The organism is Streptomyces kanasensis, from assembly GCF_043077165.1.
Lineage (GTDB): Bacteria > Actinomycetota > Actinomycetes > Streptomycetales > Streptomycetaceae > Streptomyces > Streptomyces changanensis.
Map to the genome: position 1 here is coordinate 46,269 of NZ_JBIBSF010000007.1, position 24,886 is coordinate 71,154.

20 protein-coding genes are annotated in these 24,886 nt (G+C 73.6%); 12 read left to right on the top strand and 8 right to left on the bottom strand.

The window, feature by feature from the left end; translation table 11 throughout:
* Positions 1 to 134: 134 nt before the first annotated feature.
* A complete protein-coding gene (gene argS, locus ACF053_RS18450; protein ID WP_391954889.1) occupies positions 135 to 1,910 on the bottom strand; it encodes an arginine--tRNA ligase in 1,776 nt (591 codons plus the stop codon).
* A gap of 245 nt (positions 1,911 to 2,155) precedes the next feature.
* On the opposite strand from argS, the gene lysS reads away from it, so the two are divergent.
* Entirely contained in the window at positions 2,156 to 3,898 is a 1,743-nt protein-coding gene (gene lysS, locus ACF053_RS18455; RefSeq protein ID WP_391954890.1) for a lysine--tRNA ligase, read from the top strand.
* Between the two features lie 255 nt (positions 3,899 to 4,153).
* On the top strand, positions 4,154 to 4,363 hold the full coding sequence (locus tag ACF053_RS18460; RefSeq protein WP_391954891.1) for a hypothetical protein: 210 nt from the start codon (positions 4,154 to 4,156) through the stop codon (positions 4,361 to 4,363).
* Positions 4,364 to 4,659: 296 nt separating this feature from the next.
* Here ACF053_RS18460 and ACF053_RS18465 read toward each other — a convergent pair whose 3' ends face one another.
* From ACF053_RS18465 to ACF053_RS18475, 3 genes are all read right to left on the bottom strand, one after another.
* A complete protein-coding gene (locus tag ACF053_RS18465) occupies positions 4,660 to 6,228 on the bottom strand; it encodes a DUF2637 domain-containing protein (RefSeq protein ID WP_391954892.1) in 1,569 nt (522 codons plus the stop codon).
* A gap of 377 nt (positions 6,229 to 6,605) precedes the next feature.
* Positions 6,606 to 7,337, bottom strand: a complete 732-nt coding sequence (locus tag ACF053_RS18470; protein WP_391954893.1) for a DUF3558 family protein — start codon at positions 7,335 to 7,337, stop codon at positions 6,606 to 6,608.
* Positions 7,338 to 7,519: 182 nt separating this feature from the next.
* Positions 7,520 to 8,536, bottom strand: a complete 1,017-nt coding sequence (locus ACF053_RS18475; RefSeq protein WP_391954894.1) for a DUF3558 domain-containing protein — start codon at positions 8,534 to 8,536, stop codon at positions 7,520 to 7,522.
* 172 nt (positions 8,537 to 8,708) lie between these two features.
* Here ACF053_RS18475 and ACF053_RS18480 point away from each other — a divergent pair, with 172 nt between their 5' ends.
* Complete coding sequence (locus tag ACF053_RS18480) at positions 8,709 to 9,902, top strand: RtcB family protein (RefSeq protein WP_391954895.1); 1,194 nt, start codon at positions 8,709 to 8,711, stop codon at positions 9,900 to 9,902.
* 278 nt (positions 9,903 to 10,180) lie between these two features.
* Here the strand turns inward: ACF053_RS18480 and ACF053_RS18485 are convergent, their stop codons facing one another.
* Positions 10,181 to 10,945, bottom strand: a complete 765-nt coding sequence (locus ACF053_RS18485; RefSeq protein ID WP_391954896.1) for an SDR family NAD(P)-dependent oxidoreductase — start codon at positions 10,943 to 10,945, stop codon at positions 10,181 to 10,183.
* 739 nt (positions 10,946 to 11,684) lie between these two features.
* Here ACF053_RS18485 and ACF053_RS18490 point away from each other — a divergent pair.
* Positions 11,685 to 12,158, top strand: coding sequence for a hypothetical protein (locus ACF053_RS18490; RefSeq protein WP_391954897.1), 474 nt, complete (start codon positions 11,685 to 11,687; stop codon positions 12,156 to 12,158).
* A gap of 235 nt (positions 12,159 to 12,393) precedes the next feature.
* Positions 12,394 to 13,041 carry an AAA family ATPase gene (locus tag ACF053_RS18495; RefSeq protein WP_232791270.1) on the top strand — a complete coding sequence of 216 codons (648 nt, stop codon included), beginning with the start codon at positions 12,394 to 12,396 and terminating at the stop codon, positions 13,039 to 13,041.
* Positions 13,042 to 13,121: 80 nt separating this feature from the next.
* Here the strand turns inward: ACF053_RS18495 and ACF053_RS18500 are convergent, their stop codons facing one another.
* Positions 13,122 to 13,856, bottom strand: coding sequence for a Mut7-C RNAse domain-containing protein (locus ACF053_RS18500; RefSeq protein ID WP_391954898.1), 735 nt, complete (start codon positions 13,854 to 13,856; stop codon positions 13,122 to 13,124).
* A gap of 355 nt (positions 13,857 to 14,211) precedes the next feature.
* Positions 14,212 to 14,844 carry a hypothetical protein gene (locus ACF053_RS18505; RefSeq protein WP_391954899.1) on the bottom strand — a complete coding sequence of 211 codons (633 nt, stop codon included), beginning with the start codon at positions 14,842 to 14,844 and terminating at the stop codon, positions 14,212 to 14,214.
* A 434-nt stretch (positions 14,845 to 15,278) separates the two neighbouring features.
* On the opposite strand from ACF053_RS18505, the gene hemL reads away from it, so the two are divergent.
* The 7 genes from hemL (at position 15,279) to ccsB (ending at position 23,199) form a co-directional block, all read left to right on the top strand.
* Entirely contained in the window at positions 15,279 to 16,595 is a 1,317-nt protein-coding gene (gene hemL, locus ACF053_RS18510; RefSeq protein ID WP_391954900.1) for a glutamate-1-semialdehyde 2,1-aminomutase, read from the top strand.
* Positions 16,592 to 17,281: a histidine phosphatase family protein gene (locus tag ACF053_RS18515; RefSeq protein WP_058945094.1), complete on the top strand. Its 690-nt coding sequence runs from the start codon at positions 16,592 to 16,594 to the stop codon at positions 17,279 to 17,281. The genes hemL and ACF053_RS18515 overlap by 4 nt, the downstream gene beginning before the upstream one ends.
* 341 nt (positions 17,282 to 17,622) lie before the next feature.
* Positions 17,623 to 18,873 carry a hypothetical protein gene (locus tag ACF053_RS18520; RefSeq protein WP_391955133.1) on the top strand — a complete coding sequence of 417 codons (1,251 nt, stop codon included), beginning with the start codon at positions 17,623 to 17,625 and terminating at the stop codon, positions 18,871 to 18,873.
* A gap of 87 nt (positions 18,874 to 18,960) precedes the next feature.
* A complete protein-coding gene (locus ACF053_RS18525) occupies positions 18,961 to 19,578 on the top strand; it encodes a TlpA family protein disulfide reductase (protein WP_391954901.1) in 618 nt (205 codons plus the stop codon).
* 3 nt (positions 19,579 to 19,581) lie between these two features.
* Positions 19,582 to 20,319, top strand: coding sequence for a cytochrome c biogenesis CcdA family protein (locus ACF053_RS18530; protein WP_391954902.1), 738 nt, complete (start codon positions 19,582 to 19,584; stop codon positions 20,317 to 20,319).
* A 7-nt stretch (positions 20,320 to 20,326) separates the two neighbouring features.
* Positions 20,327 to 22,111 carry a cytochrome c biogenesis protein ResB gene (gene resB, locus ACF053_RS18535; protein WP_391954903.1) on the top strand — a complete coding sequence of 595 codons (1,785 nt, stop codon included), beginning with the start codon at positions 20,327 to 20,329 and terminating at the stop codon, positions 22,109 to 22,111.
* Positions 22,108 to 23,199, top strand: a complete 1,092-nt coding sequence (ccsB, locus tag ACF053_RS18540; protein ID WP_391954904.1) for a c-type cytochrome biogenesis protein CcsB — start codon at positions 22,108 to 22,110, stop codon at positions 23,197 to 23,199. The genes resB and ccsB overlap by 4 nt, the downstream gene beginning before the upstream one ends.
* A gap of 133 nt (positions 23,200 to 23,332) precedes the next feature.
* On the opposite strand, the gene ACF053_RS18545 is transcribed toward ccsB, so the two are convergent.
* A complete protein-coding gene (locus tag ACF053_RS18545) occupies positions 23,333 to 24,883 on the bottom strand; it encodes a hypothetical protein (RefSeq protein WP_391954905.1) in 1,551 nt (516 codons plus the stop codon).
* Between the last annotated feature and the right edge of the window lie 3 nt (positions 24,884 to 24,886).

Below are 24,886 nucleotides of genomic sequence, written 5' to 3' on the forward strand. Positions count from 1 at the left end.
GCCCCCCCCGCCGCCCCCCCCCGCGCCCCCCCCCGCCCCCCCCCCCCCCCCCCCCGCGCGCCCCGCCCCGCCCCCCGCGGGGGGGGGGGGGGCCCCGCGGCCCCCCCCCCCCTCCGATCTCCGGTCCCGTGTCGTCAGAGGCGCTCGGGCGTCCGGATGCCCAGCAGCGCCATGCCCTGGCCCAGCGTGCGGGCGGTCAGGTCGCACAGGAACAGCCGGTTCTCGACCTGCTGCGGGGTGTCCGCCTTGAGGACCGGGCACTCGGCGTAGAAGGTCGTGAAGAGCGACGCCAGCTGGTACAGGTACGAGGCCAGCTTGTGCGGCTCGTACGACGCGGCGGCCTCCGCCACCGTCTCCCCGAACCGGTCCAGGTGCAGGCCGAAGGCGCGCTCCGCCGGGGCCAGCGCCAGCTCCGGGTGGGCGACCGGGCGGGCCTCGCCGGACTTGCGGACGATCGACCGGATCCGCGCGTACGCGTACTGGAGGTACACCGACGTGTCGCCGTTCAGCGACACCATCTGGTCCAGGTCGAACTTGTAGTCGCGCGACGCGGACGTCGACAGGTCGGCGTACTTGATCGCGCCGATGCCCACCTGCGCGCCGCGCTCGGCGATCTCGCCCTCGGTGAGGCGCTGGTCCTCGGGGAGGCTCTCGTTCTTCTCGCGGACCACGGCGGAGGCGCGCTCGATCGCCTCGTCGAGCAGGTCGACCAGCCGTACCGTCTCGCCCTCACGGGTCTTGAACGGCTTGCCGTCCTTGCCGAGGACCGTGCCGAAGGCGAGCTGGACGGCCTTGGTGCCCTCGCCGAGCCAGCCGGCCCGGCGGGCCGTCTCGAAGACCATCTTGAAGTGCAGCGACTGCCGGGCGTCCACGACGTACAGGAGCGTGTCGGCGCCCAGCTTCCCGACGCGGTCGCGGATGGCCGACAGGTCGGTGGCCGCGTAGCCGTAGCCGCCGTTCGACTTGCGGACGATCAGCGGCACCGGCTTGCCGTCCGGGCCCTTCACGTCGTCGAAGAACACGCACAGCGCGCCCTCGGAGCGGACGGCGACGCCGGACTCCTCCAGCAGGCGGCACGTCTCGTCGAGCATGTCGTTGTACCCGGACTCGCCCACGACGTCGGCGTCGTCGATCGGCAGGTCCAGCTTGTCGAAGACCGAGTAGAAGTAGATCTTCGACTCGTCGACGAAGCGCTGCCAGAGCGCGATCGTCTCCTCGTCACCGGACTGGAGCTGGACGACCCGGTCGCGGGAGCGGGCCTTGAACTCCTCGTCGGAGTCGAACAGGGCGCGGGCGGCCTTGTAGAGGCGGTTCAGGTTCGACATGGCCTCCTCGCCGGAGACGTCCGCGTCCTTGTGGTCCAGCTCGTGCGGGTGCTCGATCAGGTACTGGATGAGCATGCCGAACTGGGTGCCCCAGTCGCCGATGTGGTGGCGGCGGACCACCTGCTCGCCCGTGAACTCCAGGATCCGGACCATCGCGTCACCGATGACGGCGGACCGCAGGTGGCCGACGTGCATCTCCTTCGCCACGTTCGGCTGGGCGTAGTCGATGACCGTCGTGCCGGGGTCCTGCGCGGTGGGCACGCCGAGGCGGTCGTCGGCGGCCCGCGCCGCCAGCGTCTCCATGATCGCCCCGTCGCCGAGCGTGATGTTGAGGAAGCCGGGGCCGGAGACCTCGACCTCCTTCAGCAGACCGCTGTCGGGGAGCGCGTCGACGACCTTCGCCGCCAGCTCGCGCGGGTTGCCGCCGAGCTTCTTCGCCAGGGCCAGGATGCCGTTGGCCTGGAAGTCGGCCCGGTCGCTTCGTCGCAGCAGCGGGTCGGCGGAACCGGCCTCCGGCAGGGCTGCCGAGAGGGCGTCCGCGAGGCGCTGCTGCACGGTCGAAGCGAGGGAAGGGACCGAGGCCATGAGCTTCCGTTCCTGTGTCGGGGTCTGTGGGTACCGGCCGCGCGGCCGGCACGGCCGCGCGTGGTGCTTTTCCGGTTGTCAAGTGTCCCATGGCCGAGCAACCTCTTTCCCGGGACCGCTCCGAGGTCTCCGGGGCCTGTGGACAACCTCGGGACCCGTCGTTCCGTCTGGGAGAATGGCGAGGGGCGACACCCCAGGGCCGGCCCCACCACCACCCGCAGAGAACCCGCAGAGAAACCAAGGACGTGCCGATCGTGGCTCAGAGCAGCACCGAGACCGACTGGGTCTCCCGTTTCGCGGACGAGGTCATCGCCGAGTCGGAGCGACGTGCGCCTGGCAAACCGGTCGTCGTCGCCTCCGGCCTGTCCCCGTCGGGCCCGATCCACCTCGGCAACCTCCGCGAGGTCATGACCCCGCACCTGGTCGCCGACGAGATCCGCCGCCGGGGGCACGAGGTCCGCCACCTGATCTCCTGGGACGACTACGACCGCTACCGCAAGGTCCCGGCCGGTGTCCCGGGCGTGGACGACTCCTGGGCCGAGCACATCGGCAAGCCGCTCACCTCCGTCCCGGCCCCCGCCGGCTCCCCGCACGAGAGCTGGGCGGAGCACTTCAAGGCCGGGATGATCGAGTCGCTCGCCGAGCTGGGCGTCGAGTACGACGGCATCAGCCAGACCGAGATGTACACCTCGGGCGCCTACCGCGAGCAGATCCTGCACGCCATGGCGCACCGCGGCGACATCGACGCGATCCTCGACCGGTACCGGACGAAGGACAAGGCGACCGGCAAGCCGAAGAAGCAGCAGCAGAAGCCGGTCGACGAGGCCGAGCTGGAGGCCGCCGAGGGCTCCGGCGCGGCCGGCGAGGACGACGGCTCGGGCGGCGCCGGCGGCTACTTCCCGTACAAGCCGTACTGCGGCCGGTGCGGCAAGGACCTCACCACGGTCACCTCGTACGACGACGCGTCGACCGAGCTGGCCTACACCTGCGCCTGCGGCTTCGCCGAGACGGTCGAGCTGAACTCCTTCGACCGCGGCAAGCTGGTCTGGAAGGTCGACTGGCCGATGCGCTGGGCGTACGAGGGCGTGATCTTCGAGCCGAGCGGCGTGGACCACTCCTCGCCGGGTTCGTCGTTCGTCGTCGGCGGGCAGATCGTCCGCGAGGTCTTCGACGGCGTCCAGCCGATCGGCCCCATGTACGCCTTCGTGGGGATCTCCGGCATGGCGAAGATGTCCTCCTCCAAGGGGGGCGTGCCCACCCCGGCGGACGCGCTGAAGATCATGGAGGCGCCGCTGCTGCGCTGGCTGTACGCGCGCCGCAAGCCGAACCAGGCCTTCAAGATCGCCTTCGACCAGGAGATCCAGCGGCTGTACGACGAGTGGGACAAGCTGGAGGCCAAGGTCGCCGACGGCACGGTCCTGCCGGCCGACGCCGCCGCGCACACGCGGGCCGTCCGCACCGCGGCCGGTGAGCTGCCGCGCACGCCGCGCCCGCTGCCGTACCGCACGCTCGCCTCGGTCGTCGACATCACCGCCGGGCACGACGAGCAGACGCTGCGGATCCTCGGCGAGCTGGACCCCGCCGACCCGCTGACCTCGCTGGACGAGGCGCGCCCCCGGCTGGACCGCGCGGAGAACTGGATCTCCACGCAGGTCCCGGCCGACCAGCGGACCATCGTCCGGTCCGAGCCGGACACCGAGCTGCTCGGCTCGCTGGACGCGGAGGGGCGCGAGTCGCTCGCGCTGCTGCTGGAGGGCCTGGACAGCCACTGGTCGCTGGACGGGCTCACCACCCTCGTCTACGGCGTCCCGAAGGTGCGGGCCGGGCTCGACCCGGAGGCCAAGCCGACGCCCGAGCTGAAGGTCGCGCAGCGGACGTTCTTCGCGCTGCTGTACCGGCTCCTCGTGAGCCGGGACACCGGGCCGCGCCTGCCCACGCTGCTCCTCGCCGTGGGCGCCGACCGGGTGCGCAAGCTGCTCGGCGCCTGACGCGCCTGGCGCGCCTGACCCCCGGGGCGCCCCGGGGGCCGGGCCGCTGCTGCCCGCCCCCGTCCGGCGCGGCGCCGTGCCCGTCCGGACGCGCGACGTCCCCGGGCCGCGGCGCCCGTCGCGCGCGGGCGCGCACACATGGAGGGCCTCACCCTGCGGGGTGGGGCCCTCCGGCGTGCACTGCATCCTTCGGACGACCCCGGTTCGGCCCCCGGCAGGACGCGTGCGCGGAGGCGGCCGCGGGAGCGTGGAGCCATGAGGGAACTCGTGACACTGATCGGTTGGGTCGCCGGCATCCAGGGCGGCCTGGGCATCGCCGGGCGGTACTTCGGCGACCACCCGTGGGGGCTGCTCCAGCAGTGGTGGGACGTCCCGACACCGGGATACGTGGCGCTGGCGGTCGTCGGCGCGGTGCTCGCCGTCCACGGCGAGACCGCCAAGCTCCGCGCCCGCACCGGCCGCTGACCCGTGCGCGGGGCCGGCGGCGGCGTGGGGTGGGTGCGGAGCTCGGGGTGTGCCGGTGTGCCGGTGGGGTGGGTCGGGCGCGCGGCAGGCGGGCGTGTGGTGGGCGGACTCCCGCCCGCGGGGCCTGGCTTGGCCGCCGCGGGCCAACGCCTCGGCCTCGGCTCCCGCGGCCGCGGGGCGGGCGCGTCAGGCGGGTGGGGTGGGGCGGGACCGGCGGGCGGTCGGCGGGGCGGCGGCGCGTGGCGGGCGTGCGGCGGGACGGGCGTCCGGCGGGTGCGCGGCGGGGCGGGCGCCCGTCAGGCGATGTGCTCGGCTTCCAGCTCCGCCTGGTAGCGCGTCCGGAAGTCGGGCAGCCAGCGGCGCAGGAGCACCTGTCCGCGCGGGTGCCGGTGGCCGTACGCCTCGGTGATCTGCGCGTCGAGGACATCGGCGTCCGGCCAGTCGCCGTGCCGGCCGACGTACTCCCGGAACACCTCGTACGCGGCCCGGCCGAAGTCTTCGTCCTCCGCGTCGGACGCCCGGACCGGGCCGGGCGTCGTGGCCTCGCCGGGCGCCGGGCCCTCGGCGGGCGCGGGGGCGGGGGCGGGGGCCGTGTCGCGCGGTTCCCGGCGGGGGCCGGGGACGGGCGCGGGCTTCTCGACGTGCGCCGCCGGGTCGTAGGAGCCGGCGTAGGTGACGTCCTGGGGGAGCGTGGGCGCCGCGAACCACGGGCTCACATGGTTGACCGGCTCCGGCTCCTGCGCGTCCTGCGCGTCCTGCGGGGCCTGCCCGCCCTGCTGGGCCTGCGCGTCCTGCGGGGCCTGCGTGACCGTCTGCGGTCGCTCGGGCCGCTGCTCCTGCGGGTGCTCCTGCGGGTGCGGGTACTGCTCGGGCTGCGGGTGCTCCCCGTGCCCAGGAGTCGGGTGCTGCGGCCGGGGCTGCGGCTGCTGGTGGGGCTCCGCGTGCTGCGGCCGGGGCGACTGCGCCTCGGTGTGTTGCGGCTCGGTGTGCTGCGGCTCGGTCGGCCGGGGCTCGGGCCGGGCGTCCTGCGGCTGCCGGCGGGGCTGCTCCGGTGTGGCGGTGCGCGGCAGCTCCGCCGCGGCGGCCGGTGCCGAACCGACCGCGGTCACCGTCGCCGGCGCCGCCGGCGCCTCCTGATCGACCGTCACCACCGTGGGCTGGGGCGGCAGGAGCACCGGCTCGATGCCCGCCGCGGCCAGCCCCGCCGGGGCGGTCTCGGCCAGCGGTACGCCGTACTTCGCCAGGCGCAGCGGCATCAGCGACTCGACGGGCGCCTTGCGCCGCCAGCCGCGGCCGAACCGGGCCTGCAGGCGCGCCTGGTAGATCAGCCGGTCCTGCTCCAACTTGATGACCTGGTCGTACGAACGCAGCTCCCACAGCTTCATCCGGCGCCACAGCCGGAAGGTGGGGACCGGCGAGAGCAGCCAGCGGGTGAGCCGTACGCCCTCCATGTGCTTGTCGGCCGTGATGTCGGCGATGCGGCCCACGGCGTGCCGCGCCGCCTCGACGGCCACGACGAACAGCATCGGGATGACGGCGTGCATGCCGACGCCCAGCGGGTCGGGCCAGGCCGCCGCGCCGTTGAAGGCGATGGTGGCGGCGGTCAGCAGCCACGCCGTCTGGCGCAGCAGCGGGAAGGGGATGCGCAGCCAGGTCAGCAGCAGGTCGAGGGCGAGCAGGACGCAGATGCCGGCGTCGATGCCGATGGGGAAGACCAGCGAGAAGTCGCCGAAACCTTTCTTCTCGGCGAGTTCGCGCACTGCGGCGTAGGAGCCGGCGAAGCCGATGCCGGCGATGACCAGGGCGCCGGCGACGACGATACCGATCAGTACGCGGTGCATCCGTGTCAGCTGCATCGCGGCCACCCGCGGTCCCCTCCCGTGTTCCCCTGCTCGATCTTGCGGGCACAGCCTGGCATATGCGCGCGAGATCCGGCGCTCCGGGGGGAGGCCGGATCCCGCCGACGGGCCGCCGAGCCGGTCACGGCGGTCGTCCCGCCGGGCGTCGCGCCCGGCGACTCCGCCCGGCATCGCGCCGCCGGCTGCCCCGGCACGGCGCCGGCCGCGGCCCGGGCGTCGCGCTCGGCGCCCCGCCCGTACGCGTGCCGGTCGCCGTGCGGAGCACGTGCGGGCACGTGCCGAGCGCGGGGGGAGCCGCGTGCCGGTCGTCATGCCGGTCGGCGTGCGGATCGGCTTGCGGAGCGAAGGCCGGGGCCCGGTGGGCCCCGTCCGGTGGGCCGTGCCTACTTGTTGGCCGTGGCGACGGCGGCGACCGCGTCCTTGACCGCCTTGACCGTGCCCTCCATCAGCTCCCCGGCGGAGGGCGCGTCGGCGCCCGCGTACCCGGTGCCGTTGTAGGAGACGGTGATCACGGCGTTCTCCGTGCGGGCGACGATCACGCCGTAACGGAAGGTCTCGCCGGTCTTCTTGAGGGAGTAGCTGACGGCACGGGCCTCGTTGCCGACGCCGGGGGCGGAGGAGGTGCGCACGTCGATCGCGCCCTCCGTCGCCTTCACCTCGGCGACCTTCGCCGCGTACTTGTCCTGGGCCCGCTTCTCGCCGCTGCCGAGCGCCTGCTCCGAATCGAAGCGGAGCAGGGAGACGTCCAGCCAGCGGTAGTTCGAGCCCTCGACGCCCTTGTCCTCCAGGCCGTTCCACGAGCAGCTGCCGCGGCTGGCCACGTCGGTGGACTTGCCCGGCGTACCGGCCTTGGTCTTCACGTCCGGGACGAGCGCCTCCACCGTCTTCGCGGTGATCGCCTTGCAGGCGTCCGGCAGCTTCGCGAACTTCGCGGGCGGGACGCTCGGCGCCGGCGCGGGCGAGGAGGGCGCCGCGGAGGCGCCGGCGGCCGGCGAGGACGGCGACGCCGACGGGCCCGGGCCGGAGTCGTCCGACGAGCAGCCGGCGGCGACGAGCATCACCGGGACGGCGGCGCAGGCGAGTATGCGGGTGAGACGCGGGGCTGATCGGTGCATGGTTCCTTCAGTCGCTCTGTCGCTTGTCGTACGAGTCGGTCGTACCGGCCGGTCATACGGTCCGGTCGTACGGTCCGGGCGATCCGGCCCGGCCACGGTAGCCCGAGTCGGGGCCCGTACGGGGCCCGTCCGCGCACCGCGGCGGGCGGCCGGCTACCGGGCGGCGATGGGCCCGGCGCCCCTCACTCGTCGAACCGCTCGGCCAGACGGCGCGCCAGATCGCGCGCCTTTTCCTGCAGTTCCTCACTGTCCGGAACCTCTCCGACACGCATCGGCTGGGCCGCGTACCGCACCGTCACGAGGACGTTCGATGTGCGGAACACCACGCTGACGGTCCGCTGCTGGGCGGCCGGTCCGGCCGGGGCGAGGGCGTCGTGGAGGAACGCGGCGTCACCGAGGTCGGGCAGCACCCGGGACGCGAGCCCCTCCGGCGGTGCGGAGGAAGCCGGGGCGGAGGAAGCCGGGGCGGAGGAGGCCGGGGCGGAGGGCGCACCGCTGCGGGCGGGCGCGGCGGGCGTGCCGCCGGGGACGGGCGCGGCGGGGGAGGCCGTCTGCGGCGCCTGGCCGGCGGCATCCGCGGCGGGGGCGGCGGGGGCGCCGGCAGGGGAGACGGTGCTGCCGGCGGTGCGGGCGGTACCGGGGGCGCCGGGGGACGGCGAGGAGGTCGCGGAGGGCGTTGCCGTACCGGTGGTGCCCGCAGTGCCCGTGGTACCGGTGGTGCCCGCGGTGGGCGGGACGGGGGTGGCCGGGGCGAGGCCGGCGGCAGACTCCTTGGTCGTGTACACCTCCTGCGCCCGCGTCTCGTCACTGACGGAGGGGTCGAAGGAGACGACGCGCTCGAAGTCGAGGGTGAGGTGGTGGATCGCGTCCGGCCCCTCCGCCTTCCATGCGCACCCGGCACGCCGGTCCGTGTCGTACGTGACGGCGGCGGTGCCGCGCAGTACGCGTTCGCGCTGCTCGGGGGTGAGGGTGGTGACGGCCGGCAGCATGTTCTGCAGGGTGCCGCGGCTGACGGCGCCGCACGGCTCGTAGAGGGTGCGGTAACGGCCGGGCTGCACGGCCGTGCCGGCGGTCGTGCCGGCCTTGGCGTCGATGTCGGAGCCGTCCGTCCCGGAACCGGAGTCGCAGCCGGCGAGGGTGGTCGCGCTGAGTGCCGCGAGGAGTGCGGCCAGGCCGGTTGCGTACGCCCTTCGCTGCACGGTCCGGGGCTCCCTTCCCTGCGGTCACGGTGAAAACGGCTTGCCGGTGTTCGGCGGCCGGTGGACACAATGTCTATCGCACGCACGGCCGTCGCTGCCGGTTTCCTGTCACTTGTGTGCACTCTGGCACCGGTTTTTGCGTTTTCTGACTTTCTCGGGGGATGGGGTAGGTATGTCGTACGTCGAAGTGTCCGGGGCGAAGGTGCCCATCCGGATGTGGACGGACCCGGCGTCCGTGGAGGACGGCGCCCTGCGGCAGCTGCGGAACACCGCCACGCTGCCGTGGATCAAGGGCCTCGCCGTCATGCCCGACGTGCACTACGGCAAGGGCGCCACGGTCGGCTCCGTGATCGCGATGCAGGACGCGGTGTGCCCGGCGGCGGTCGGGGTCGACATCGGCTGCGGCATGTCCGCCGTGCGGACGTCACTCACGGCGAACGACCTGCCGGGCGACCTGTCACCGCTCCGGTCCGGCATCGAGCGGGCCATCCCCGTCGGCCGCGCCATGCACGACGAGGTGATCGACCCCGCGCGGGTCCACGGGGTCCCGGCCACCGGGTGGGACGACCTGTGGGCGCGCTTCGACGGCATCGCCGAGGAGGTCAGGTTCCGCCAGGAGCGGGCCGCCCGGCAGCTGGGCACCCTCGGCGGCGGCAACCACTTCGTCGAGGTCTGCCTCGACACCACCGGTTCCGTGTGGCTGATGCTGCACTCCGGCTCCCGCAACATCGGCAAGGAGCTGGCCGAGCACCACATCGGCGTCGCACGGCGGCTGCCCCACAACCAGGACCTCGTCGACCGCGACCTCGCGGTGTTCGTCGCCGGCACGCCGGAGATGGCCGCCTACCGCGGTGACCTGTTCTGGGCGCAGGAGTACGCCCGGCGCAACCGCACGCTCATGATGGGGCTCCTGAAGGACGTCGTCCGCAAGGAGTTCAAGAAGGCCGGCGTGACCTTCGAGCGCGAGATCTCCTGCCACCACAACTACGTGGCGGAGGAGCGGTACGACGGCATGGACCTGCTGGTCACCCGCAAGGGCGCCATCCGCGCGGGCAGCGGCGAGTACGGGATCATCCCGGGGTCGATGGGCACCGGCTCGTACATCGTGAAGGGGCTCGGCAACGAGAAGTCCTTCAACTCCGCCTCGCACGGGGCCGGCCGGCGCATGAGCCGGACCGCCGCGAAGCGCCGCTTCTCCACCCGGGACCTGGAGGAGCAGACGCGCGGGGTGGAGTGCCGCAAGGACTCCGGCGTCGTCGACGAGATCCCGGGCGCGTACAAGCCGATCGAGCAGGTCATCGACCAGCAGCGCGACCTGGTCGAGGTCGTGGCGAAGCTGAAGCAGGTCGTCTGCGTGAAGGGCTGACGCCCGTCCCCTGCGCCCCTGGCCGGGCCGGCCCCCGCCCCTGCCCGGCTCGGGGCGCGGGTCCCGGCCCGGCGCGAGCCCGCGAGGTGCGGGGCCGCCCCGACGGCCCCGCCGTGGCGCCGGACGACGGCCGCCGCCCGGTCGAAGGAGACGGCCCGGCTGCGGGACCTGCCGGGGGGCAGGTCCCGCCGGGGTGCGGATGCCGCAGGGCGCCGATCCCGACCGGCGCCGGTTCCGCCCGGCGCGGGCCCCGCAAGGGCCCGTGCCGCCGCGGGCGGTCAGCGCTCCCGGTGGACCTTGGTGTTGGACGCCTGGGCGCGGGGGCGGACGACCAGCAGGTCGATGTTGACGTGGGGCGGGCGGGTCACGGCCCAGGTGATCGTGTCGGCCACGTCGTCGGCGGAGAGGGGGTCCGGGACGCCCTCGTAGACCTTCGCGGCCCGCTCCTCGTCACCGCGGAACCGGGTCGTGGCGAACTCCTCCGTCTTCACCATGCCGGGGGCCACCTCGACGACGCGGACCGGGGTGCCGACGATCTCCAGGCGGAGGGTCTCGGCCAGGACGCGTGCGCCGTTCTTGGCGGCGACGTACCCGGCGCCGCCCTCGTAGGTGGCGTGCCCGGCCGTCGAGGACACCACCACGACCGTGCCGCCGTCGCCCGCGGTGAGCGCGGGCAGCAGCGCCTGGGTCACGTGCAGGGTCCCGATCACGTTGACCTCGTACATCCGCCGCCAGTCCTCGGGGTCCCCGGTGGCCACCGGGTCGGCGCCGAGGGCGCCGCCCGCGTTGTTCACCAGGACGTCGCAGCGGTCGAGGGAGGCCGCGAAGGCGTCGACGGCCGGGCGGTCGGTGACGTCGAGCGCGTACGCCTCCGCCCGGTGCCCGGCGGCGGTGAGCTCGGCGGCCAGCGCCTCGATGCGGTCCCGGCGGCGGGCGGTCAGCACCACGTGGTGGCCGGCGGCCGCCAGTCGGCGTGCGGTCGCGGCGCCGATCCCGCTGCTGGCTCCGGTGACGACGGCGACGGGCTGGGCGGCGGCGGTCATGGTCGGCGTGCTCCTCGGGCCGGTACGGGGCGGTGGGCGCCAGCATATGCGCGGCCCGGGGACCGCGCGGTGTGTACATGATCACCGCCGCGCCGGCCGGGCCGGAGGCAGGAGCCGACCCGACCCGATCCCGGGCAGGACCGAGCCGGCCGGGGTTGGGGGCAGGCAGGAGCCGGCCCGGTCCGGACCGATTCGGACCGGTCGGGATCGACCCGACCCAGACCGACCCAGACCGACCCGGACCGGGCCAAGCCGAACCGAGCCGGATGGACCGAGCCGGAGCCGGGTCGACCCGGACCGGGCCAAGCCGAACCGAGCCGGATGGACCGAGCCGGAGCCGGGTCGACCCGGACCGACTCCGGCACGGCGGGGCCGACCCGACCGAGCCGAGCCGGATGGAGCCGAGCCGACCGGGGCCGGGGCCGGGGCTGAGGCAGGCAGGAGCCGGCCCGGCTCGATCCCGGGGTTGGACCGAACCGGACCGTGCCCGGCCGGGCGGGGCCGGACGAGCCGGACCGAGGTCGATGGGGGCGCGCGGGTCGTCCCCGGGCCCTTCGGTGCGGCGGAACGGGCGACCGGCCCCGTACGGCCCGGACGAGCCGGACCGAGGTCGATGGGGGCGCGCGGGTCGTCCCCGGGCCCTTCGGTGCAGCGGAACGGGCGACCGGCCCGGTCCCGGCCCCGTACGGCCCGCGTGGCTGACGGGGCTCCGCGGGTACCGGATCGGTATCTTCCGGACATGATGACGATGCGCAGGGCGGCTGTGGCGGTGTCCGTCGCGGTGGCGACGGTGGTCGGTACGGGTGGCGGAGCCGGGGCGGTCGCCCCCGAGGCGGACGTGGCGCACCACGGCTACGCCACGCTCTCGGGCGACCGGCTGGACGTACTGGTGCTGACCCACAACCACGGGCCCTCCGCCCTGGAGGACGTGACGTTGCGCGTGGAGGTGTCCGTGCCGCTGGTGTCGGCGGGGCGCAGGCTCCCGGCCGGCTGCGTGTGGGGCGGCGAGCGGACGGTGCTGTGCTCCACGGGGGCGCTGCCCGCCGACGGAGAGCGCCGCGAGACCCTGCTGGACCTGCGCACGGCGGGCACGACCCACGAGGTGACCGTACGCGTGACCACCGCCTGGAACGGCGGCGCGACGGACCGGAGCCCGGAGAACGACGACCACCGCGTGCTGGTACCTGCCACGGGCGACGCGTACGTGTTCTGACGCCGCCGGCAGCGCACCGGGGTGCCACCTGACCGTACGGCCGCGACCGGACCCTCGCCGGCGACCCGACCGTACGGCCCGTCGGCTTGCCTGCCGCCGGGCCGGTGAGCAGACTCGGCCCGTGATCGTCGAACGCGCGTACGCCCACCTGCCCACCGGCGGCCCCGACGGCGACCTCGCCGGTGACGGTGGCCCCGACGGCGACGGCGGGGCCGCCGACCGGTGGCCCTGGTCCGTGCCGTGCGTACGCGCCCTGCTGGCGGACGGGCTGCGCTTCACGGCGCCCGTCACCTTCCTCGTGGGCGAGAACGGGTCGGGCAAGTCGACGCTGGTCGAGGCGCTGGCCGAGGGGTTCGGTCTGGACTCCTGGGGCGGTTCGCACGACTGGCGGTACGCCACCAGCCGCGGCCGGTCGGCGTTGGGCGAACGGGTCCGGTTCGAGGCGGCGTCCCCGCGCGGGCGGCGGATGATGGCCTCCCGGGCGGCGCGCAAGGGGTTCTTCCTGCGCGCCGAGACGGCGCGGGACGCGCTCGACCGCGAGGGGTTCGCCCCGGACGCGGTGAGCCACGGCGAGGGGTTCCTCGCGGCGTTCCGCGGGAAGTTCCTCCAGCCGGGGCTGTACGTGCTCGACGAACCGGAGGCCGCCCTGTCGTTCACCTCGTGCCTCGAACTGATCGGCCACATCGACCGGTTGGCGCGCTCCGGCGGCCAGGTCGTGTGCGCGACGCACTCGCCGCTGCTGACCGCGATGCCGGGCGCGGACGTCATCGAGGTCGGCGAGCACGGCATGCGCCGCGTCCGGTGGGAGGAGCTGGCGCTGGTCGACCACTGGCGCCGGTACCTCGCCGACCCCCACGCCTACCTGCGGCACGTCCTGGACTGACCGACCTGACCGACCTGACCGACCTGACCGACCCGACCGACCCGACCGACTGGCCCGAAGGCCGCCGCCCGGACGGGCCGTCAGGCGGGCGCGCCGCCGAACTCCGCCAGTGCCGTGCGCACGATCTCGTCCAGCCGCGCGTGGTGCGCCCCGCGCCAGTACACGCGCTCGCAGGCGGTGCACCGGGCGAAGGCGTCGTACGTGCGCCGCGTGCCGTGCTCCAGCCGCTCGCCCACCTCGTCCTTGTCGGCGCCGGTCAGCTCGCCGTTGCAGGCGGTGCACCGGGTCCAGGGGGCGAGCGGCGGCGCGAAGCGCTCCAGCACGTCGCGCAGCTGCTCGTCGGGGCGGTGGCTGTAGACGTACCCGCCCGCCCACAGCTCCCGGCGGCGCAGCAGCCCGCGGTCGCGGGAGAGCATCACGCGCCGTTCCCGGGCCGACTGCGCGGCGAGCGCGGCGTCGCCGATGTCCTGGCTCTCGTACGCCGCGTCGACGCCGAGCAGCCGCAGCCGGCGGGCGAGGGTGCCCAGGTGGACGTCGAGCAGGAACCGCAGCGGCGCGCCCGGTACCTCCTGGGGACGCTCCACGCCGCGGACCTCGACCTCCGCGCCCGCGGCCGGCACGTGCGCCGCGGGGACCCGCTCGCCGTCGACCAGCAGGGCGCCGACCTCGGTGAGCGGCACGCCGAGCGACTCCACGAGGTGGCCGAGCGTCGACACGCCGTCGGTCCTCACGGCCGTACGGCCGGTGCGGCGCGGCGCCGGTACGAACAGGCCCAGTCCGGGCGCGAAGCTGATGTGGATCTCCGGTCCCTTCACGCGGCCAGCATGCCACCGGCCGCGCGCCCCAGCCAGGTCATTTCTCCCCGGCCACCGCGCCGCAGCAGCCCCGCGCCGACGCCGTCGCAGCGGCCCCCGCGTCGACACCGCCGCGCAGCACCCCCCCGCACCGCGTTCCCGGGCCCGATGCCCGAAGGGCGGGGGGCCCTGTCGAGGTGGGGATCGATGACGGGGCGATCAGCGGGGAAGTCCCCCCGTACGAGGCCGGCGGTCCGGCGGTCCGGTCCGGCGGTTCGGGGTGGTGGCCCCCGTCCGTCCGATCACGCCGCCGGAGGGGAGGTCCCCGCGGTGGTCGGTCCCCGCGGCCGTCAGGGCCGTTCGGTCCCCGCGGCCGTCAGGGCCAGACGAGGCAGTACGGCTGGTGGCCCGCCTCGTGCAGCCGGACCGAGAAGTCCTGCCACTCGTGCAGCAGCTGGTAGACGTTGTACGCGTCGCGCGGGCCGCCGCGGTCGGGGACCGTGGACCAGATGAAGGCGGCGGCGCCCACCGACTCCTCACCGACCCCGCGCAGCGGGTCGACGACGGTCGTCGGCAGCTTCACCACCGCGTAGTCGGGGTGCAGCACCACGAGCTCCAACGGCGGGACCCGGTGCAGCGGCATGCCCTGCAGACCGGTCAGCACCATGGCGGCTATGGTCTCCGGCTTGATCTTGGTGAACATGCCGCCCATGCCCAGTTCGTCGCCGCCGAGCTCCTCGGGGCGCATCGAGATCGGCACGCGCGCGGCCGTGGCGCCGTTGGGCGCGCCGAAGTACTTGTAGGTCACCCCCATGCGCCCACCCCTGCCCCCCAGGGGATCGACCCCCATGGGCTCGCCCGGTGCGGGGACCCCCCGCTGTACGTGCTCGTCCCGCCGTACGGGTTCCCGCGTGGCGGGGTCGTCCCGCTGTCGCCGGTGTCTCCCCCGCCGGGCACGCTCGGGACCCAGATCGCCGGTCCCCTCGCCCAGTCCGCCACCGCGATGCATATCTCCACCCGACTGCTTGCTGGGTGACGCGGCCCCCGCCGCGCGACCCGATCATCGTGTCAGTGACCTCCCCCGCGAGCGGATGGTGAAACACCTGTCCGCTGGAACGACCGGGCCTCTGACACCATGGTTTCCGTGAGCTCTCCCTATGACGCCCCAGTTTCGCAGACGCGGAGGACTGACGCCCTGCCGAAATCGAGGTCTGGAAACTCTGCAACTCCCGGCACAGCCGAGCAGGGGAACCCCTTGTGAAACAAGATCGTGAGGGAAGGCGTCACGCCGAAGCAAGGCCACCGGCCTGATGTGGTGAAACCGGAGCCGTGAAAGGGAGCACGGCCCACCCCCGTTTTCCGCGGGACCGCCCCGCCGCCGCACTGGTGGCAGCGCCCGCAGCCCAGCCGTCCGTCCACTCGTTCTCGCAGGTCAGGACCCACGTGTCGTATTCATACGAAGCCCCAGTCTCACAGTCGCTCTTCGATCGCGCCTCGCAGGTGACGCCCGGCGGCGTGAACTCCCCCGTCCGGGCCTTCCGCGCCGTGGGCGGCACGCCCCGCTTCATGGTCTCCGGTACCGGGCCGTACCTCACCGACGCCGACGGGCGGGAGTACGTCGACCTCGTCTGCTCGTGGGGGCCGATGATCCTCGGCCACGCCCACCCCGAGGTGATCGCCGCCGTCCAGGACGCCGTCGCGCGCGGCACGTCCTTCGGCACCCCGGGTGAGGGCGAGGTCGCGCTCGCGGAGGAGATCGTGGCGCGGGTGGCGCCGGTCGAGCAGGTGCGGCTGGTGTCCAGCGGCACCGAGGCCACCATGTCGGCGATCCGCCTGGCCCGCGGCTACACCGGCCGCAGCAAGGTGATCAAGTTCGCGGGCTGCTACCACGGCCACGTCGACGCGCTGCTGGCCGCGGCCGGCTCCGGCGTCGCCACGCTCGGCCTGCCCGACACTCCCGGCGTCACGGGCGCGCAGGCGGGTGACACGATCGTGCTGCCCTACAACGACCTGGAGGCCGTGCAGGAGGCGTTCCACCGCCACCCCGGCGAGATCGCCTGCGTGATCACCGAGGCGTCCCCCGGCAACATGGGCGTCGTCCCGCCCCGTGCCGGCTTCAACCAGGGACTCAAGGACGCCTGCGCGAAGAACGGCGCCCTGTACATCTCCGACGAGGTCATGACGGGCTTCCGCACCTCGAAGGCCGGCTGGTACGGCGTCGACGGCGTCACGCCGGACCTGATGACCTTCGGCAAGGTCATGGGCGGCGGCTTCCCGGCCGCGGCGTTCGGCGGTCGCGCCGACGTGATGGCGCACCTGGCGCCGGCCGGCCCGGTCTACCAGGCGGGCACCCTCTCCGGTAACCCGGTCGCGACCGCCGCGGGCCTGGCGCAGCTGCGGCTGCTGGACGACGCCGCGTACGCCCGCGTCGACGCGGTGTCGCGGGAGATCCAGGGCCTGGTGACGGACGCGCTCACCAAGGAGGGCGTGGCGCACCGGCTGCAGAACGCGTCCAACATGTTCTCGGTCTTCTTCGCCGACCGCGAGGTCCGCGACTACGAGGACGCCAAGCGGCAGGAGTCCTTCCGCTTCACCGCCTTCTTCCACTCGATGCTGGCGCAGGGCGTCTACCTGCCGCCGTCGGCGTTCGAGTCGTGGTTCGTCTCCGCGGCCCACGACGAGCGCGCCGTCGAGCGGATCGCCGCCGCGCTGCCGGCGGCCGCCCGTGCCGCCGCGGAGGCGACGGAGGGCGCCGCATGAGCGGGGTGCGACCGGAGGACGTGACCGTCGTCCACCTCATGCGCCACGGCGAGGTGCACAACCCCGACGGCGTCCTCTACGGCCGCCGCGCCGGGTACCACCTGTCCGAGCTGGGGCGCCGCATGGCCGACCGGGTCGCCGAGCACCTGGCGGGCCGGGACGTCACGTACGTCGTGGCCTCCCCGCTGGAGCGGGCGCAGGAGACGGCGACGCCGATCGCGAAGACGCACGGTCTGGACCTGGCCACCGACGAGCGGCTGATCGAGGCGGGCAACGTCTTCGAGGGGAAGACCTTCGGCGTCGGGGACGGCGCGCTGCGCAGGCCCGGCAACTGGCGCCACCTGACCAACCCCTTCCGGCCGTCCTGGGGGGAGCCGTACATCGACCAGGTCGTCCGGATGACGGGCGCCCTGAACGCGGCGCGCGACGCGGCGCGGGGGCACGAGGCGGTGTGCGTCAGCCACCAGCTGCCCATCTGGATCGTGCGGAGCTTCGTCGAGCGGCGCAGGCTGTGGCACGACCCGCGACGCCGGCAGTGCACGCTGGCGTCCCTGACGACCTTCACGTACCACGGCGACAGGATCGTTTCGGTCGGTTACTCCGAGCCCGCGCGCGATCTGGTTCCGCCCCACCTGCTGGCGGGCGCCAGGCCGGTGAAGGGAAAGCCGAAGGCATTCGGCGCGTGACGGACGCGGAGCGGGGCGGTGGACAACCGCCCCGTTCCGCCGTACCCGTCACCCGTTCCGCTGTACCCGTACCCGTTCCGCCGTACGCTCCGGGGCGCGTCCGTCGTACGTTCCGCCGCGCGATTCGCCGGACGTTTTCCGGTGCCGGTATGACCGGCCGTGTGACCGTTGTCGCCCGCGGTGGCGACCGATACCGCGTGGGAAATGGGTGACCGCGCGGTCACGCAGCGGGTGGTAAATCGTGTGATTATCGGCGGAACCCGCTTCTCCCTTTCCGCATCTTCCTCCGTGCCGGTCCGGACTCACGTCCGGCAGATGCCCAGTGCGGATGGGGAATGACGATGCGCGGAATCAGCCGAAGGGGATTGCTGGGAACGGGAGTTGGGGCCGCGGCCGCGCTCGGGGCGGCCGGCTGCGGCGTCCTCGGCGGGTCCGGCGGGGACGGCGCCGGCCGGCCCGGCGCGGGCGACGCGAAGAGCGGGAACGGCGGGAACGCGGGCGGCGGCAGGCCGCAGGGGCGGCCGATCGGCGACGGCTCCACCGCCGACACCGGCAAGCAGCCGAAGCAGCCCGGCCGGCCCGCGCCGCTCGAACCGGGTCAGACGCCGCCGCAGTTCGTGGTCTTCTCCTGGGACGGCGCCGGAGAGGTCGGGAACGGCCTCTTCCCCCGTTTCCTCGACCTCGCCCGCGACCACGGCGCGGCGATGACCTTCTTCCTCTCGGGGATATACCTCCTGCCCGAGTCGAAGAAGTCCCTCTACCGCCCGCCGAACAATCCCGTCGGCGCCTCCGACATCGGTTACCTCACCGACGCGCACATCAAGGACACGCTGGAGAACGTCCGCCGGGCCTGGCTCGACGGACACGAGATCGGCACGCACTTCAACGGCCATTTCTGCGGCGGTTCCGGATCCGTCGGGAAGTGGACGTCCGAGGACTGGCGCAACGAGATCGACCAGGCGGTAAAGTTCGTCACCGAATGGAAGACCAACAGCGGCTGGACCGACCTCGACCCGCTGCCCTTCGACTACCGCAGGGAACTCGTCGGCGGCCGCACCCCCTGCCTGCTCGGCCAGGAGGCCCTGCTGCCCACGGCCCGCAAGCTCGGGTGGCGCTACGACGCCTCCTCGCCCGGCGGCCGCCAGGTCTGGCCGGACAAGCGCCAGGGCCTGTGGGACCTGCCGCTCCAGGCCGTGCCGTTCCCCGGCCACTCCTTCGAGGTCCTCTCGATGGACTACAACATCCTCGCCAACCAGTCGAAGAACTCCACCAAGGGCGCCCCCTCCCGTTATCCCGGCTGGAAGCGCCAGGCCACCGAGGCCTATCTGGCCGGATTCACGCGCGCGTACGAAACGAATCGCGCTCCCTTCTTCATCGGCAACCACTTCGAACAGTGGAACGGCGGTATCTACATGGACGCCGTCGAAGAGGCGCTGAAGGGCATGGCCGGAAAGAAGGACGTGCGTCTGGTCTCCTTCCGGCAGTTCGTCGACTGGCTCGACGCGCAGGACCCCAAGATCCTCGGGAAGCTGCGCTCGCTCGGTGTCGGAGAATCCCCCGCGGGTGGCTGGAAGAGCCACCTGCGCGATTGACGGGGCTTAGCCCCCCTTCACAAGGGGCTTTACGGGCAGGCAGGGGGGTGGGCAAGATCCGGCAAACGGCCATGCGAAACTTTTCACATGAGCCACAGCCGCGCCCACCGAGGCATCCTGCTCGCCGCCGGCGCCATGGCGTCCGCGCTCGCGCTGACCGCGTGCAGCGCAGGCCCCAAGGGCACGTCCGGCGGCGGTGGCGACACCAACTTCGTCACGAACACCGGCGGCATCTCCACCATCGCCGAGGGCGAGCGCCCGGCGACCGACGGGATCGCCGGCGAGACGCTCGACGGTGGCAGGCTGGACGTCGCCGACCTCAAGGGCAAGGTCGTCGTCCTCAACGTGTGGGGCTCCTGGTGCAACCCCTGCCGCGCCGAGGCCCCGCACTTCACGAAGGTCGCCAACGACCTGAAGGCGGAGGGCGTCGAGTTCGTCGGCATCAACACCCGGGACCCGGAGAAGCTGAAGGCGGTCACCTTCGAGCAGGACTACTCGGTTCCCTATCCGAGCATCCGCGACCCCTACGGCAAGATCATCCTCAATGGCTTCCCGAAGGGCGTCGTCCACCCGCAGGCCATCCCCTCGACCGTCGTCCTGGACCGTGAGGGCAAGATCGCCGCACGTTCCCTCAAGGCGCTCTCCGAGAAGGAGCTGCGCTCGATGATCGAGCCGGTCCTCGCCGAGAAGGCCGGCGGGCAGTAGTCGATGAACGAGACGGTCTTCAGCGGGGCACTCCTGCTCGCCCTGCCCGTCGCCGTCCTCGGCGGCCTGGTCTCCTTCTTCTCGCCCTGCGTGCTGCCCCTCGTCCCCGGCTACCTCTCGTACGTGACGGGCATCACCGGCACCGACCTCGCCGAGGCGCGGCGGGGCCGGATGGTGCTCGGCGCCGGGCTCTTCGTCCTCGGCTTCTCCGCCGTCTTCGTCTCCGGCGGGGCCCTCTTCGGCTTCTCGGGCCAGACGCTCCTGGAGTACCGCGAGATCCTGAGCAAGATCCTCGGCGTGGTCATGATCCTCATGGGCGTCTTCTTCATGGGGCTCATGCCGTGGCTCACGCAGCGCGAGTTCCGGTTCCACCGGCGGCCGGCCGCCGGGCTGGTCGGCGCGCCCCTGATCGGCGTCCTGTTCGGGATCGGCTGGACGCCGTGCGTCGGACCGACCCTCACCGCCGTCAACGCCCTCGCGCTCAACGAGGCGAGCGCCGGACGCGGTGCGCTGCTCACCCTCGCGTACTGCCTCGGCCTGGGCGCGCCGTTCATCGTCGCCGCCGTGGCCTTCCGCCGGGCGCTGGGCGCGTTCGGCTGGGTCAAGCGGCACTACGCCTGGGTGATGCGGATCGGCGGCGGCATGATGATCGCGACCGGTCTGCTCCTGCTGACCGGCGCGTGGGACGCGCTCGTGCAGGAGATGCAGGGCTGGTCCAGCAGCTTCCAGGTGGGGATCTGAGGTCACCATGAGCGACACCGAACAGACCGGACGGGCCGGACGGGCCGGACGGGCCGAGCAGACCGAGCAGGCCGGACGGCCCGGGGCGGACGCGGGCGACGAGCAGTCGCTCGGCGCCGCCGGCGAGCACCTGTCCACCGCCCCCGCCCAGGACGAGGAGTCCGCCGGGGTCACCCTGCCCCGGCTCGGCGCCATCGGCTGGATCCGCTGGTTCTGGCGGCAGCTGACCTCCATGCGGGTCGCGCTGATCCTGCTCTTCCTGCTCTCCCTCGGCGCGATCCCCGGCTCGCTCATCCCGCAGAACGGCGTGGACGAGACGAAGGTCGACGCCTTCAAGAAGGCGCACGGCACCCTCGCGCCGATCTACGAGAAGCTCCAGCTCTTCGACGTCTACGGCTCGGTGTGGTTCTCCGCGATCTACATCCTGCTGTTCGTGTCCCTGATCGGCTGCATCCTCCCGCGGACCTGGCAGTTCGTCGGCCAGCTGCGCAGCCGCCCGCCGGGTGCGCCCAAGCGGCTCACCCGCCTCCCGGCGTACACCACCTGGCGCACCGGGGCCACGCCCGAGGAGGCCCGCGAGGAGGCGCTGCGCCTGCTGCGCGGGAACCGCTTCCGGGCCCATGTGGCCGGTGACGCGGTCGCCGCCGAGAAGGGGTACCTGCGCGAGGTCGGCAACCTCCTCTTCCACGTCGCGCTGATCGTGATGCTGCTGGCGTTCGCCGCCGGGCAGCTCTTCAAGTCCGAGGGCGGCAAGCTGATCGTCGAGGGCGACGGCTTCGCCAACACGCTCAGCCAGTACGACGACTTCCGCTCCGGCTCGCTCTTCAGCCTGGACGACCTGGGCCACTTCAGCTTCGAGCTGGACTCGTTCACCGGCACCTACGAGACGGACGGCCCGCAGCGCGGCACCCCCCGCACCTTCGAGGCGGCCGTCACGTACGCGGAGGGCGGCGGGCCCGACAAGAAGGCCGTCATCCGGGTCAACGAGCCCCTGGAGGTCGACGGCGCCAAGGTCTACCTGATCTCGCACGGGTACGCCCCCGTCGTCACCGTCCGCGACGGGCGCGGCAAGGTCGTCAGCCAGGGGCCCGTGCCGCTGCTGCCGATCGACGCCAACGTCACCTCGCAGGGCGTCCTGAAGGTGATGGACGGCTACACCGACAAGAACGGGAAGAAGGACCAGCTGGGCATCCCGGCGTTCTTCGTGCCGACGTACGCGGGCAAGGGCAAGGGCGACATGTTCTCCCAGTTCCCGGGGCTCGTGTACCCGGTGCTGAGCCTGTCCGCCTACCACGGCGACCTGCGCGTGGACTCGGGCGTGCCGCAGAACGTGTACCAGCTGGACACCAGCAAGATGAAGCCGTTCAAGGACGCGAGCGGTGACATCCTGCGCAAGCAGCTCACGCCCGGTGAGACGTTCACCCTGCCGGACGGGGCGGGCTCGATCACCTTCGAGAAGGAGATCAAGGAGTGGGCCAGCTTCCAGATCTCCCAGCAGCCCGGCAACGGCTGGGCGCTGACCGGCGCCGTCGCCGCGATCCTCGGCCTGATCGGGTCGCTGTTCATCCAGCGGCGCCGGGTCTGGGTCAGGGCCGTCCGCGGTGAGGACGGCGTGACCGTCATCGAGATGGCGGGGCTGGGCCGGAGCGAGTCCGCGAAGCTCCCCGAGGAGCTGGCCGAGCTGGCGGCCGCGCTCCACTCCGCGGCGCCGTCGGCGCCAGCGGACGACGTCGTCGACCACGACGCCGAACCTGCCGAAGAGGCTGTTCCTGCCGAAGGGGCAACGCAGTGACCATCGCCGCCGCCACCAACGAGAACCTGGCGCACATCAGCAACGTCCTCGTGTACTCGGCCATGGCCGTGTACACCCTGGCGTTCCTCGCGCACATCGCCGAGTGGGTGCTCGGCAGCCGCAGCAAGGTCGGCCGTACCGCCGCCGCCCTCACCCCGGCCGCCTCCGCGGCCGCCGCGCCCGCCGTCCGGGTGCGCGGCGGGCAGCAGGCCGCCGGGACCGCCGTCCTGGACAAGCCGGCCGTCGTCACGCGGGGCGCCGCCGGCGCGCGGAACGTCCCCGACGGCCCCGGCGCGGCCGGCGGTGACGTCAAGGGCGACCTGTACGGGCGCGTCGCCGTGTCCCTCACCACGCTCGGCTTCCTGCTGGAGGCCGGCGGCGTCGTCGCCCGCGCCCTGTCGGTGCAGCGGGCGCCGTGGGGCAACATGTACGAGTTCTCGCTGACGTTCTCCACCGTCGCGGTCGGCGCGTACCTCGCCTTCCTCGTCGCGGGGAAGAACGTCCGCTGGCTCGGTCTGCCGCTGGTCACGACCATCCTCCTCGACCTCGGCCTCGCCACCACGTGGCTGTACACCGAGAGCGACCAGCTCGTCCCGGCTCTCGACTCGTACTGGCTGTGGATCCACGTCTCCACCGCGATCTTCTGCGGCGCGGTCTTCTACATCGGCGCGGTCGCCACGCTGCTGTACCTGTTCCGCGACGCGTACGAGGCGAAGGTGGCGCGCGGGGAGACGCCGAGCGCCTTCGCCCGGTCCGTCATGGAGCGGCTCCCGGCCGCCGCGACCTTCGACAAGCTCGCCTACCGGGTCAACGCCGCCGTGTTCCCGCTGTGGACGTTCACGATCATCGCCGGCGCCATCTGGGCCGGCGACGCGTGGGGCCGCTACTGGGGCTGGGACCCCAAGGAGGTCTGGTCCTTCATCACCTGGATCGCCTACGCCAGCTACCTGCACGCCCGCGCCACGGTCGGCTGGAAGGGCCGCAAGGCCGCCTACCTGGCGCTGGTCGCCTTCGGCTGCTGGCTGTTCAACTACTACGGCGTCAACATCTGGGTCGACGGGCTGCACTCGTACGCGGGCGTCGAGTGACCCCGGTACCGGGCGTCGAGTGACCCCGGTGCCGGCCGCCGGGTGACCACCCGGCCCGGACAGCCGCCCGCGGGGGCGGTGGCGCGGTCCCCTCCGGACCGCCGCCACCGCCCCCGCGCGCGTCCCGGGCCCCCTACGGGCGGCGCGGCGGCAGGCAGTCCGCGGCCGGCGGCCGGCCCTCGGGCCACGCCATGGCGACGAACCGCGGCGTCGTCCGCGTCAGCTGCACCACCGGCACCGCCTTGTCGTACGGGTTGCCGTAGTTGTCCAGGCAGATCCAGCCGCTCGCGCCCGCCACCTTCAAGGACCCCTTCACCTGAGGCCACTGCCGGGGCACGTCCGCGAGCGGCGGCACGCGGCCGCCCACCGGGGTCGCCTCCCGCACGGCCCGGACCGCCGTCGCCATCCCGTCGTACGCGATGATCGCCTGGCCGTCGGCGAGCGACACCGGCCCGACCGGCCCGGCGGGCGCCGCCGACACCTCTGCCAGCAGCCGCGTGAACTCGTCGTACGCGGCGGCCGAACCGCCCGTCGCCGGCGGCCGGTACCCGGGGCGCGCCCGCCACGCGTCGGGGTGCGCCAGCGCCGCATAGCGGACGGTCAGCCCGGCGTCCAGCGCGGAGCGGTCCAACTGCGGGTCCGCGCCCAGGTACGACGCCTCGTCGCCGGTCAGCACCGTGAACGAGCGGTCCTTGCAGCCGCGGGCACCCAGCGCGTTGATGAACTGCCGCAGCTGGGTGTGGCGGCCGGCGAAGTACACCGTGTCGGCGCGCGTGTCGCACACCAGGTGCGTGATCTGCCGGAAGGTGTTGGCCGTGGTGCCCTCGGCGTTCGGGTCCTCGGCGGAGGTGAACAGCTGCGGCTCGTACGGGGAGCGGGCGAGGAGGTCGGAGAACGCCGCGCGGAGCGTCTCGGTGTAGTGGTCGCCGGTGCGCGTGTCGTGCACCAGCAGGGCCTTCGCCGCGTCCACCCGTCCGAAGTGGGCGAGCGCGCGGGCCTCGTCGCCGTTGGTGGGGGAGACCCGGGCCAGACCGGGGAAGCGGAGGCTGCCGGGGCCGTTGGCGATGTCGTCGGCGGTGATGGTGGTGCCCACCACGGCGATGCCGGCCCCGGTCAGCTCGCCGACCGCGCCCCGCACGGCGGCGCTGCTCGTGGCGATGCCCGACACGGCGCGCAGCTGGTGCGGGGCGCCCGTCATCCCCTTCAGCTGCTCGACGGCGGTCCGCCAGTGCACGTTGTCCTTGCCGGTGTTGGCGAGGACGATCCGGATCTTCGGCGACTCGTTGTTCTGCCGGTTGGCCCGGTACTGCTGCACGAACGCGCCCTGCAGCTCGTGCGCCACCTTCTCGCGGAGCCCCGGGCTCGTCGACGTCAGCGGCAGCAGCAGGGCGACCGTCGCGTAGTGGCCCTCGCGGAGGGTGGCGTTCTCCCGGCCGATGGCCGCGGTGACCGCCGTCAGCCGGGCCTGGCCGAAGTCGTAGCCGTCGCCGGCGGTCGCGACGCCCACGCACTCGTCGCTGCCCGCCGGGCGGGCCACGCCCGGGGCGCAGGAGCGGTCCTCCGGCGTGGTCAGGTGCCGCACGGCGGTGACGCCGCCCCAGGCCAGCAGGGCGAGCACCACCGCGCTGGTGACGACCTTCTGCCGGACGGTGTAGAAGACGCGGTACCGGAAGGGGTTGTCCATGCT